This window comes from Pseudoalteromonas sp. 2CM32C, assembly GCF_023161925.1.
GTDB classification, from domain to species: domain Bacteria; phylum Pseudomonadota; class Gammaproteobacteria; order Enterobacterales; family Alteromonadaceae; genus Pseudoalteromonas; species Pseudoalteromonas marina.
Genome location: NZ_JALNTI010000004.1, coordinates 281,491 through 295,137 on the forward strand (window position 1 = coordinate 281,491; position 13,647 = coordinate 295,137).

Genomic DNA, 13,647 nt, shown 5'->3' on the forward strand with positions numbered 1-13,647 from the left:
AGGTTATTTCACTTGTAACCGCTCATATAAACCAGATGAGCGCGATACAGTTTTATTCATTGCTAACTGCAGTACCTTTTTATCGGCAACTAACTCAAAAGTATGTTTAGCACGGGTAATTCCGGTATAAACAAGCTGGCGATTAACCCCAACACTTGCCTGCTGTAATGGCGGTAAAACCATTGCGGTATAGCTAAATTCTGACCCTTGAGACTTATGTATTGTCATTGCAAACACCTTGTCGTGGGCGGGTAAACGGGCCGGTGAAAATGCACGTGTGCTGCCCTGCTCGTCAATAAATATAGCCTTAAGCTGCCCAGCTTCATCATTCATTAAAATACCAATATCGCCATTAAAGAGCTTTAATTGGTAATCGTTTTGGCTAACCATTATGGGCATACCACTATAGTGGCGCTGGTTTGGGTTTACGTTTATTAACCCTTGTTGCTGCAGGGTCCGTTCGATGCGTTGGTTCAAACTATTAACGCCGTAATCTCCCTCTTTTACTGCGGCCAGTAATTGATAACCTGCAAACGCAGCATGCACTTTGGCTACACTCTCACCTTGGGCAATTAAATTTAAATAATGTGCATAATGTTTGGCTGCTCGATTTACTAGGTTTTCTATTGGTTTACCTATAAAGTCGTAATCCAAAATAACATCACTAAAACGCCCTTCAACACTTTCCTGTTCTACATAATTTAATAAGCCACTATTATTTGTATTAACTGCCAATGCTAGTTGCCCTATGCCACTTTTAGCGTCAAAGCGGTAACTGCGTTGTAAAAAGGCAATGCAATCGGCTAGTTTAAATAGGCTATTTCCCTGCGATATTAATGTAGGCTGATCATCAAAACAAAGCGCATTTAGTTCATCACACCGCTGCTTTGAGTAGTTTGGTGTGCGCCCAAGTGCAAGCCCTTGGCACAAATCGCTCATAACGCTGCCTGTATCAACCGAGGCAAGTTGGTCTTTATCACCAAGCAGTATTAATCGAGCATGAGCAGGCAAAGCTTCTATTAATTTCGCCATTAGCGATAAATCCACCATGCTTGCTTCATCAATAATTAACACATCTAAGTGCAGAGGGTTGCTTTGACTGTGTCTAAATTTATTAGTAAAAGGTTTTACCCCCAATAAGCGATGAATAGTTTGCGCAGTATCAGGGATCAGCTCTTTTATATCATTAGGTATACTACTTAGCTGATTTTTAGCCCCTAAAATAGACTCACTTAGCCTTGCCGCAGCTTTACCCGTCGGTGCCACCAGCTTTATGCTTAATGGCGCTGCTTTGTAAAGCGATTGCAATATAGCCAGCAACTTAGTTACTGTGGTTGTTTTACCTGTTCCTGGCCCACCGGTTATTACACTAAACCCTTTAGTTGCTGCAATGGCGCACGCCACTTTTTGCCAGTCAACGTCGGCCACGGGTGGCTCTGGGAAATAATGCTGTAATAAAGTAGTAAGAGTTTGACTATCAATATTAAGCGCTCGCTCACTCATGGCTAATAGCCGATCTGCAAGTATGTGCTCGTAAGCTGCCAAACGCGAAAAATAAAGGCGTTGGTCAAATAACTGAAGTGGTTTGGCATCCCCAACGCTTTGATGATTTTGTAAGTAGGTTAACGCGGTTTGTTGGTTAAACCCTTGCACAAATGGGCTATACGTAATGGGAATATTCCCTTCAACTTTATTAAAGTCGCTTTGACGTAAATTAAACGGATTGGCCCAATCTATGGTGTTTAATGTTAAGCAACTGTGCTGGCTTTGTTGAGCTATACATAACAACAATACAATATAAAAAAGCTCATTATGTGTTCTTTCATCCGTATTTGAGAGTAACTGCGCAAGTTTTACATCAACGACGCGTATTCTATTTTCGCCCAGTAAATAATCCAGTAACGGCACTTCAGTAACCACGCTATTAGATACTGCCTGTTGCTCATGCGCTAAAGGCGCCTGTTCAACGTTGTCTTCTAGCGCGTCAAATAAACCCGGCTGTTGATTTAACTCACTCATAACATGGCTCCTTGGCTAAATAAGCCATCTAAGATAGTTACTTGCTCTAGTGTTAATTGATTAAAGAAAACACCTTGCCCTGCTGGCATGCCACGTAAAAAGGTGTAATACACGCCCCCTAAGTGACGCTCAATTGAGTAGTCACTAATGCGTTGCTTTAATAGCCTATGCAGCGCTACGGTATATATTAAATACTGTAAATGGTATTGATGGCTGCTCATGGCTTGCTCTAGCTGCTCGGGTTCATAATCTTTAGGCGTATTACCTAAGTAATTAGATTTATAATCTAAAATATAATATTTCCCTTGGTAGCAAAATATTAAATCCACAAAGCCTTTTAAAAGCCCTTTAACATGAGAAAAATCCAGCTTACTTTGTACAAAGCCAAAGTGTTTAATTAGCACTTCGTTAAGCTTGGGGGCACTTAAACTCGCCAGCGGTAAATTAAACTCCATTTCGACTAAGCAGTCACTGGGCGCTAGCTTACTTAAACTTAAATCAGTTTGAGCATTCAATGGGCAATTTAGCACATCGAGCACCCACTGCTGGGCAATTGGCTGCCATGTGTCGCTAATGTGATATTTTTCAAAGGCCCGTTTAATTACCTGTGACAAATTTTGCTCGCTGTTTGTGGGGTGAACAACGGGACTTGTAAAATCAATTTGTTCAAAAATTTCGTGTAAACAGCTTCCTGGCTTTGCCCCTTTAGGAAAACTAAAAGGTGAAGGGAGTTCGTCTTGTTGAACGGCAAACTCGTCTTTCTCGTGATCTTCGTCGCTTCGCCCTGGGGCTAGTTCATCACTGTGCTTTTTAAAACTCAATGCACTAAAGCTGGTTGCACGCCAATCTCGTTCTATGTGCGCCTTACTATTTTTTACACTCAGAATTTGCTGAGCAGCCTCGGTATTAGCAAACTGTAAGGTTCCCTGTTGGCGTAATTCTTCAGAGGTAAATTGTTGATAACACATAAATGTGTGCTTGTCGCAAAACTCACTTAAATGTGTTCGCCATATTTGGCTGCTTGAAATTTCGAGCTCTGAGAACAGCACATGCCCAAGCGCACTACTTTGAATTGCTAACCGACTACTTTGCCCTTGCCCTATGTTATAAACACCCAGCGCACAAAAATGCACTGCGCGCGTAAGCGCTACATATAATAAACGTAAATCTTCGGCTAAGCGCTCTTTTTCAGCTTGCTGGAGTGCGTCTTCATCCTTACTTAAATCATAAATAAGTTTGCCATTTTTATGATAAAGCGCTTCTTTAGTTTCACGATAACCACTGGCAAACGGCATAAATACCAATGGATATTCGAGCCCTTTTGAAGCATGCATTGTCACAATCTTAACTAAGTTGGCATCACTTTCTAAACGTACTTGAACAGTTTCGCCATCTTGTTGACTCACCTTTTGCGCAAACCAGCGCAGTAGGCGTAATGTGCCTTCAAGCTCAATTTGTTTTTGCTGTAATATTTCACCAAGGTGTCTAAAGTCGGTAAGCCACCGCTCTACGTTGTAGCCTAAACCTTGCCATTTAGCACTTAACTGATTATGGCTTAGTAATCGCTCAAGCATGGCCATTGCCCCTTGCTTATGCCAAATGTGGCTAAGCTGAGCAAAAAAGTTTAAGTGCTCTTGCCAAGCGTTTTCGTTATCCGCAAGTGCGTATACATCGTTATAGCTTAAACAAAATAACGGTCCTGCGAGCACACCACGAAGTAATGACTCGTCATATTGACCATGTAGTGCAGTTAAAAAATTAAGTAAATGATGGCTTAACTCTTGGCTAAACACGCTGTCGCGGGATAGATATACACTGGCAATTTTAGCCTCGCTCAAAGCCTTTTTCATTATTTGCGCTTCAACGCGGTCACGTACCAAAATACATATGTCTGCCGCACTTATTGGCTTTTTGCCAATGCACGCCGTGCCCTGTTTAGCGCGTTCTAACAAAGTGACTATTTTATTCGCAAAGTAAGTGGCTAGGTGTGCTTGCCCTAATCCTTTACTGGTGGGTTTATTTTTTTCATCGGCGGCTTCATCTACAAACACGTTAAATTCAAAGGCGTTAGCCGGTTTACCATCAATTAAAAACGATTCATCTGCTTTTTTACCCTTAGCGCTCACTTTGTTAAACGGAATAACATCGTTATAAATAAAACTGTTGTCGTGTTTGCTAAATAAGCTATTTACGCTGTTTACTATATCGCTGCTTGAGCGAAAATTTGTGCCCAGTGTAAATTGTTGAGGCTCGTCTACCGCCTTTTTTGCGCCTATATACGTAAATATATCTGCGCCTCTAAAACCGTAAATGGCTTGTTTAGGATCGCCTATCATGGCAAGTGTAGTATTGGCTTGGCCATAAATTTGACTAAAAATACCATACTGAATCGGATCGGTGTCTTGAAACTCATCTATCATAGCAACCGGAAATAACTGCGCAATCTTTTGCGCAAGCACATCACCTTGCTCATTATTAAGTGCAGTGTATAAATTAGTGAGTAAGTCGTCGGGGGTGATCACACTTTGCTCTTGCTTGCGCTTAACAATGGCTGATTTTACCCAGCGTGCAGCTTCTTGTACCAAAGCTATTTTTAAACCTTGGTTCATGGTGTTGTTAAGCGCTGATAAGGTATCAAACTGACTTAATAACGGATGAGTAAACAAAGGCTGATTTTTTTTATAGTTAGTGGTGTCACTTAAGTTCTCGGTACTCCATATTTCAAACGAATACTTATTGGTACCAAACTCAAAAAACACGTCACCGCTTGCACAAAATGCATCAAGCGCTGCAAGGCTTGCTTTGCGAGCGGGTGTTTTAGCACCACTTAGGCCTGAGCCTTTAATAGCATCAGTAAATGCGTGTTCTTGGCAATCTTTTTTAAACTGTGGGATGAGAGTTAAGTATTCATCACGAGCTTGCCATACATCATCTAAGTTTATTTGCGGTGTTATGTGCGCATTGGCTTTATTTAAAATACTGGCTACTTGTGAAAATAAAGACTCGGGTGCTGCAAATACCTCTAAAATAGCATCGGTTCTGTCTTCACTCAGTGGATAAACAAACGAACGCCAAAAGTCTTTTATTGTTTCGAGCAGTATGTCGCGCTCGTCTAAAATAAACTCTAAATTAAATGCTACACCTGATTCAAACGCATGTTGCTTTAACATTCGCTGACAAAAGCCATGAATCGTAAATATAGCGGCTTCATCCATCGATTTTGCGGCAGCGTCCAGTAAATCAAAGGCGCTGTGTTTGTCATCAACTGCGGCAATTACGCCTTCAATTAACTCATCGTTTGGGTTTTGCCCAAGTAATGCATCTCTGGCTGCAATAATACGGTTACGCACACGATCTTTGATTTCTTGAGTAGCAGCCTCGGTAAACGTTACTACCAAAATCTGTTCTAAGCTTAAAGGAGCATTAAGCTCACCCGGTATTTGCATGCCAAGTAAATAGCGTAAATATAACCCGGTAATGGTATACGTTTTACCCGTTCCGGCACTGGCTTCTATTAAACTTTGCCCTTTAAGGGGCATAGAAAGTGGATTAAGCGCTTGCATGGTCGCTCTCCTTGGCATGCTCATATAACGGCGCGAGTAGCTTTTCGCTCCAGCTAATAAACTCGTCTTGGCAATCTGTAAGTGATTGCACCGTTAATCTAATGTAGGGGTTTTCACCTTCACCTCGGCCTATGTATTGCGGACTAAATTTATTCATCGCTTTTGCCATATCGCCACCCGTTTTTATGTATTCGTATCCACTTACCGGATAAAACGCCACAGGCTCTTTACGCAGTGCTTTGTATAATTCAAACCAATCCGCCAAAATTAAATCAGCGTCGGCTTTGCCCATAGGCGCAAAGCTAATTTGTTTATCAAGCCCAAGTAATAAAGTTTCGAGGTTATGCCCCAAACTTTGTGCCACAAGGTGATAAATAAAGCCTCTAATCATGTCTTTGGCTTTAATACTGGCGCTACGGTAAAACACCTGTTTTTGCATAAAAATATGGTTAAGCCAGCCCTGAATTTGTGTTCCTTGAATATTAAACGACACCTCTATAGGCTCACTTTTACCCGCTTTTATTTGCTCTTTCACCTGCCCTGCAAGCGCGTCAACACGGTGTTGCATACTTTGTAAAACTAAACTTCCCACATTCGCTTGCGGTAACTCGCCGCGTTGCAAAATTTGCTCAGTACTCATTGGCGTATCGTTAATTGTGGCTTCTAATATTTCGTCTAAATAAAAGTAACGGCGCAGCGCATCAATACTAAATGGCTCTTCATCTTTTGCTACTTCGTTAAATTGCGGCAAGCGTAAACCCAAGGTTTGATTGTAAAAACTTTCTTGTGCGCTGCAAACACTGCGTATAAATACATCAAGCTCTAACTGTTCAGGTGGTTTTACATCAAGTGCGCTAACTGGCTCTGGTAATATGGGCTCATTTGGCAACCAAATTGGGTTATAACTGTGATCATTAAGCACGGTACTATTTTTATTATCTTGGTAGTAGTGGCTATTAAACGGTTGCAAGTGTTGCTGGCTAATCAAACATGCCGGTAATGCTTTAGATGAGTCGTCACCCAGCGTAAAACTGCGCCCTATGTATTCTAATAACTCGCTCACTAGGGTTGATGGCATACGAGGTTGGTTATCAAAACAGGAACGGCCAATATAGCTCATGTAAAGATTTTCACGGGCGCTAAGTAGCGCCTCTAAAAATAGGTAACGGTCATCTAATTTTCGTGATCGGTCGCCTTTTTGTTTTTTAGAGTGTGGTACTAAATCAAACCCAATAGGCTGCACATTACGTGGGTAGTCAGCGTCGTTTAAACCTAGCATGCACACTACTTTAAATGGCACGGCGCGCATGGGCATAAGCGTACAAAAATTTACTTGCCCCACTAAAAACCGCTGACCGACGCCTTTTTCTTGTATACCCTGTTTTATTAAATAGCTAACTATGCGCTGCGACACTGCTTGATTGTAGTCGCCGTTATCGTGGTGCTTTTGAATATCTTCTAGCACTTTTTGCAGCACTAATAAATCCCAACTGTCGTCGCTTTCACTCTCGTAAACAGCGCCAAGTAGCTCGCTTAAAATTTGTGCCTTATTAGTGAGGGTGTCATCGGGGGTAAGCTTAGCTTTAAAGTTTTGAAGCACATCGATGAAGTCTACCAGCTTATTAAGCGTATCAAGCGCCATTCCTTCTACTTCGTCGGCGCTGTAAATACCATTAAATGGGCATTGCTCGTCGCGCATGGCAATACCCAGTAATAAACGGTTTAAACCATGCTGCCATGTATTTAGTTCAATGGCGGGTAAATCAAAACTGTGCTTATGTTCGGCGTTGATGCCCCATTTAACACCTACGCGTTCAAGCCAGTATTGTATTTGTTCGTACTCGTGCGCTTCAAGGCCAAACTTTTCGGCTATTTGAGATACTTGTAGTAAATCTAAAATATCTGATACGCCAAACCGCGAGAACGGTAAGTTAGCTAAGCTGGCAAACGAGCTTAGTACTGGTTTTTCTTGCTCTATGGCTAAATCAGCTAACGCGTAGGGAATATAGCGGCTGCCTTGCGCACCACCAAATACAGCTTCTATATAGGGGCTGTATGTGCCTACATCGGGCATCATTACAATAATGTCTTTTGGGGTAAGCGCAGGGTTTTGGTTAAACAAATTAAGTAAGTAGTCGTGTAATCGCTCAACTTCTCTAAGCGGTGTATGGCAGTCACTAAGGGTAATACTGGTATCGTTTGCACTTACTGGTAATTTACCTTCATCGTTTATAAACCATTCTTTGTTATCGGTAAGCGACTCCCCTTTAAACGCAAGCTGATAAATTTCGCTTTGTACTTGCCCAAGTAAGGTAGTGTCAAAAGCATCTATAAAGCCATCAATCCAACGGGCATCAAGTTGCACTAGCTGTTCAAAATAATCGCGACCTAACTTCCCCCACGACGATAAAAGTGGGTTACCTATAAAGTAATAGTCTTCATCTGGGTTAGATTGTTTTTTTTGCTGCGCTTCCACCAGCGGCATTTTGGCGTATTTAGCGTTTATTTTAGCCGCTGTTTTTTCGTCGATTATGTCACCCCAGTAATGCTCACTCGGGTTAAAAAAGAATAAAAACACCTCTGTTTTTTTGCTCAATGCTTCAAACACATCAAGCTGAGAATTGGCAATGGCTGATATACCAAATAAACTAATGCGTTTGGGTAATAAGCTGTTGTCCATATTTTCCAACGCAGCAAGTAATTGCCCCTGCATATTTGCGCGGTGAAATTGGCTTTGGCCTAGCGCTTTGCTTAATTTTACAATTCGGCGCCATAAATCAGGCTGCCATGGTGCAATGGTTACATCTACGTCATCAAGTTCATCATTGCCACTATCCCAAGTTGCTATCCAATGCGGTCGATACATTAGGTATTGATCGTACACATCGGCTATTTTTTCACATAGAGCAAAGGTTTTTTGGCCATCAATATCGCCCTCTAAGTAGGTTTTTAGGGGTAAATAAAGCGGTTCGTCAATACAAGTGGGTAAAATTGAAAATAATTTCCATGCAAGGTTAGGTTTGTTAAAGGCCGACTCTTTAGGCACATTAGGTAATAGCTGCTGATATAGTTGCCAAATGAAACTCGATGGCAACGGAAAATCAACCTGAGCAGCCACACCTAAATGCTCACTCAAGCCAATTTTTAGCCACTGCGACATACCCGGAGATTGCACCAGCACCACTTCTTTATCGAACGGGCTTTGCAATGGGCTTACCTTTAACAGTTGATGAAACTGTGCTTGCAGGGCTTCCATACGGTTTGATTGAATAATATTGAGCATACGACACTGTCCTTACTTGAAGTAAAACCAGTGTAAGATATTTTCAATTATAGGGGTAGCAATAAGGGGAAAATGACGTTAATAAAACAGCAAGTTAGAAGGTAGCTTAACAAAAAATAAACGCACAGAACTTACTTTAATCACTTTTTAATCACTGTGCGTTTATTATTTATATCGCGCTTTATTTATAAGGGCTAATACTTGAAAGGCTAAAGTTACTTTGCATAATGACCTTGCCGTCAATCCCTTTGAGTTTTAATGAAATAGCTGGGTCAACTTGTTTCCAATCAATGCTTAAATCACCATAGTTTACATTGTGCGTGTAATCGCCCACGCGATGCTTATTTGGGCTGACGTCATTCCATTTTTCAGTCAAACCTGAGCTGGTCATTTCAATAAGCGGGTAATCTAGGTTTTGATTGTATTTAGATATTTCCCCCCAATGTGTATCGCCACTAATGATCACCACGCCATTTACTTTATGTTTTTTAATTAACTTAAATAAACGATTTCGATCCTCTGGAAAGTTTGCCCATGACTCCCAGCCTGTAAAATCAGGCAATAACTGCAAGCTTGATGCAATAAGCTTAATAGCAGCAGGTTTTTTAAGCTCGCGCTCGAGCCACTGCCATTGCGCTTCACCTAGCATTGATGCGCCTTTTACTTCTGTTGGGCTATAAGGGCCTTGGTTGTTTAATTTACGCTTGGTGTAATATTCAAGCTCGCTTACATGATTAAGTGTGTCACGGTTCCAACGTAAATCGGGCATAATCACTTGCACCGTTTGCTCGCCTTCACCATACATATACGAGGTATAAATACCGTCTGAGCGTGTTCTACGCTCTGTGTTTTTAGGCTCGCCCCAAAAGTCGAGCATAATTTGTCGCGATTCTTCTTTATGAGGGTATTCTTTTCCTGCATCGTTTTGACCAAAGTCGTGATCGTCCCACATTGCAATAATAGGTGTGTTTTCTTTTAGGGTTTTAAAGCCGGGTTTTGCACCTAGTTTTTGATATTTATTAGCAAGCACTGACATGTCATTGGTGTCGCCGTAAATATTGTCGCCTAAAAATATAAATAGATCGCCCTGCTCTTTGTTTATGGTGTCGAATATTGGGATGTCCTTGTCTTGATGCCCGCACGAGCCAAACAATATTTTTGATGGTGCAGCCATCGCGCTTGCACTAACAACCAACGCAAGCGTTGAATATAAAATAGGATTTAATAACATTTTCATTTTAAAATCTCTTTAATAGCGGGTGCCATATTGGGGTTTATTATATGTGGTTGCTGACCAAGTGCCGCAAGCACTGTAGCGGCAATTTGCGCTTGTTTAACATTTTTAATTTTTATTAGGCCATTTCCTTTAATGGCAGGGCCAATTGCGCCAAGCCAAATATGCTCCGAACCAACAATTCCCTCTGGGAATGCCCTTTTACCTTGCGGTGAATTGGCTAAGGCCTGTTTAGAGCTATGGTGTTGCCAATCGCTTTCATGAGTACCTCGGCCGTGGTCAGTAGTAATAATAAGCGTTGTTTTGTTTTTATAACCTGGGGTACTTTGAATGGTTTGCCATAAGTCTTTTAAAAATGCATCGCTTTGTTTCGCTGATTTTAAGTAAGCATCGTAATGACCATCGTGGGCAAAATCATCTGTTTCACCTAAGCTAATTACCAGTAACTTGGGTTGTTTAGCCAACATGTAGGCTTTGGCAAAACGGTAGGTAAAACTGTCTAATCGAACATTTACCCACGGGCTGGGGATTTCTTTTTGCAGTGCATTTAAAAGTGGGGCATCTGCAAATAAATCCTCTGCAATAGGCATAAACCCTGCATTTACATATACGTTACTGCGCTTGGTGTTTACAATGTATGGAAACACATCCCAGCTACCAAATAACGCGGTGCTGTTTTTAAATTCAGCTTGCGCGTCTAAACGCTCTAAAATAGTTTTATTTGGGTTATACACTTTATCGTTACTGTTAATATTTTCATCTACTTCGCCACTTAAGATTTCGTTATAACCGGGATACGAAAAATACCACGGATTACTAACCGACATTGTAGATCCCTTTGTTCTGTCGCCAATAATCACGCCTTGTTTAGCCACTACTTGCGTTAAAAAAGGCATTAATAATTGCTGACGCTTGTGTGGATTTTCATCCCAAAATTCATTACTTAAATCGCTCGGCTGTTTAACAAAGTCTTTATTACTAATAAGATTTTTATCAGCACCACTAAATACTTCTTGCCAGCGCACGCCATCAAGGGTCACAAGCACAACATTTGTGTCTTTCGCATACACAGAACTGGCAAGTAAAATAAAGCTCGCCAATAATACTTTTAATATTTTATGCATGAATTTTTCACCTCACATTAAATAAAAAGCCCATCAAAGTGACGGGCTTATATTTACGTAATTGATTGCTTAAAACGTAGCTGTAAAGGTAACTGCCGCAGTGCGAGGCGAGCCTATAAAGTAAGTCGAACCATTACCTGTGCCGCCGGCTAAGTAGCTTTCATCTGTTACGTTATAAACAACAAAAGCAATATCGATAGCTTTAAATGGCCCTGCATCAACTTGTGCTGCGTAACCCGCATTTAAATCAAGCACAGTGTAGCTATCTACGTCGCCACGCTCACCGGTGTATTTAGCTGACAAACCAAAGCGAAAATCGCCACTGTAATAATCGGTAGAAAGCACAAATAAGTCATCCACTGAGTCTATAACCTTATCACCCGCTTCAAAACCAGGCGCATCCCCTTTGTACTCTGAGTTATTATTTGTATACGAGCTGTAAAAACTCCACTCAGGGCTAAGCATGTAACTTGCTGAAAGCTCTAGCCCTTGTGATTCAATACCACCTACATTTAAGTATGAGCCATTAGTACCTATGGTATAGTCAATCCCGCCAGTATCACTGCCAGGTGCAATAAAGGTAATACGGTTATCAAACTCAATTGAATAAGCTGTAGCGGTGAGTTTAAGAGCATCATTTTGGTAACGAACACCTAAGTCAATATTTTCAGCTGTTTCTGGTTCAATGGCTGACAAATCAGAGCTGTCGCGCTCAAGCACTCCATCTTTTATAGCTGCAAAATTTTCGCTATAACTAGTAAATAGCTCTGTTGAGTTATTTAACTGGTACACAATACCACCACTAAACAGTATATCTGAGTCACTGTTTACTTTTGCAGTTGTTGCATTTTGGTAATGGTCGAACTTTTCAATATCAACGAGGTATTTTTTGACACCTACGTTAAGCGTTAAATCGCCAAATGCCATTGAATCTTGTGCGTACCATTTTAGCGTATCGGCTTCAAAGGTATTTTTATATTGAGTCCAGTAAGGCGTGCTGTCGTAGTGGTGATAAATACGTGCATCTATCACTTTGTGCCAATCGCGCGATTCGTCGCGGTCACTTTGTTCATACCAAAAGCCCGCTTCTATGTCGTGCATACCAAATGTAACGGCATAATGGGCTGTTACGCCTAAGCGATCTTTATTGTAATGAGTATGACGATACGACATAACCGGTGTTGCTCCTGCATCGTAACACGCAGGGTTTAACCCCGGGCCAGATTCCCATGGCCAGCTTAAGCTAGCTGTACAATCTGCGTTGGGTGCAAGCGGATTACCTTCACTGTCGGTAAAACCGTAAGACCCTGCATTTGAGCCACCTTCGGCTGTTGGGTTACCATTTTCATCAACTGGGGTTGTTAGGTAAGGTGGGATCCAATCGCCACGTCCTGAATTTTTATGATAATAAGGGCTAACAGTAAGTAATGACGTTGGCGAAATAGCGTACTCAAACTTTAAATACGCTAACGTATTTTCGCGAAGTGTACCCCAACCTTCTGCAAACATTTGGTCAAAATGCGGCACACCCGTCCAATTCCACGTTAGTTGATCCCAGTCTGGTGTTTGCTCAAATTGGGCTAGACTCACGCTGTTGTAATTTGTTTCGCTTACGTCATCGTATGATATACGCCCGGTAATGGTTAAATCCGTTAATGTAGTAACAAATTTAGCTTCAGCGTGCTGGTTATCTTTACCACCATTGCTACCCGAACCAATCCAACGGCTAGTATCAGTTTGTGAGTAGCTAACGTAAGCTTGGGTGTTATCAAATAATGTACCCGTTTCGTGTTTTAAGTAATATCGTGTAGCATCGTGACTGCCCGACGTGTAAGCAAAAGTAGTGCTTTTTTCAAAGCTTGGTGCTTTACTGACAAAGTTAAATGTACCGCCAAGTGCTTCGAGTGATGCCGATTTAATATCAGACGTGCCTTGACCTACTTCAACGGTTGCAAGGTTTTCAGAGTCTAAGTAGCGATTTGCTTTTGCACCGCCGCCATAATTAGAGCCACCATTAGGAATGCCATCAACTGTCATACCTAACTGTTGCTGATTCCCGTCAATACTAAAACCACGCATCGTAATTGTGGTAGACCAATCGTCACCGCCAAATGCATCACCTTCGTTTATGCTAATGCCTGGCAAATTATCAATGACTGACAACACACTTGAAACCGTGCTTTGCTGCTCTAACATGGCAGGTTCAATCACATTATTAGCGTAACTGGTTGGCTTTGCCACAACCGTTACTTCTTCAATAGTGGTTTCGTCGTTAGCATAAGCAGATGTTGATACCGCCATGGCAATGGCCATGCTCAAAATCGATTTACTCTTTAAAGCGTACATTGTTGTCCCGTTTGATTTTATTAATGGTTTATTATGAAAACGGGCACAGTATGATTTTTAAATATGACAATAACGCTT

Annotated in this window: 6 protein-coding genes; all 6 read right to left on the reverse strand. The window is 41.5% G+C overall.

Annotated elements, in window-relative coordinates; translation table 11 throughout:
• Window positions 1-3: 3 nt before the first annotated feature.
• Window positions 4-2,019 (reverse strand): exodeoxyribonuclease V subunit alpha, encoded by a 2,016-nt coding sequence (recD, locus tag MTF67_RS10595; protein ID WP_248519498.1) that lies wholly within the window; start codon window positions 2,017-2,019, stop codon window positions 4-6.
• Window positions 2,016-5,582: an exodeoxyribonuclease V subunit beta gene (recB, locus tag MTF67_RS10600; RefSeq protein WP_248519499.1), complete on the reverse strand. Its 3,567-nt coding sequence runs from the start codon at window positions 5,580-5,582 to the stop codon at window positions 2,016-2,018. Before recB ends, recD begins: the two co-directional genes overlap by 4 nt.
• The gene (gene recC, locus MTF67_RS10605) at window positions 5,569-8,865 is read right to left on the reverse strand and encodes an exodeoxyribonuclease V subunit gamma (RefSeq protein WP_248519500.1); all 3,297 of its coding nucleotides are present in this window, start codon (window positions 8,863-8,865) and stop codon (window positions 5,569-5,571) included. The genes recB and recC overlap by 14 nt, the downstream gene beginning before the upstream one ends.
• A 181-nt stretch (window positions 8,866-9,046) precedes the next feature.
• Window positions 9,047-10,102 (reverse strand): alkaline phosphatase D family protein, encoded by a 1,056-nt coding sequence (locus tag MTF67_RS10610; RefSeq protein ID WP_248519501.1) that lies wholly within the window; start codon window positions 10,100-10,102, stop codon window positions 9,047-9,049.
• Complete coding sequence (locus tag MTF67_RS10615; protein ID WP_248519502.1) at window positions 10,099-11,223, reverse strand: alkaline phosphatase family protein; 1,125 nt, start codon at window positions 11,221-11,223, stop codon at window positions 10,099-10,101. The genes MTF67_RS10610 and MTF67_RS10615 overlap by 4 nt, the downstream gene beginning before the upstream one ends.
• 69 nt (window positions 11,224-11,292) lie before the next feature.
• On the reverse strand, window positions 11,293-13,569 hold the full coding sequence (locus tag MTF67_RS10620) for a TonB-dependent receptor (RefSeq protein WP_248519503.1): 2,277 nt from the start codon (window positions 13,567-13,569) through the stop codon (window positions 11,293-11,295).
• Window positions 13,570-13,647: the final 78 nt, after the last annotated feature.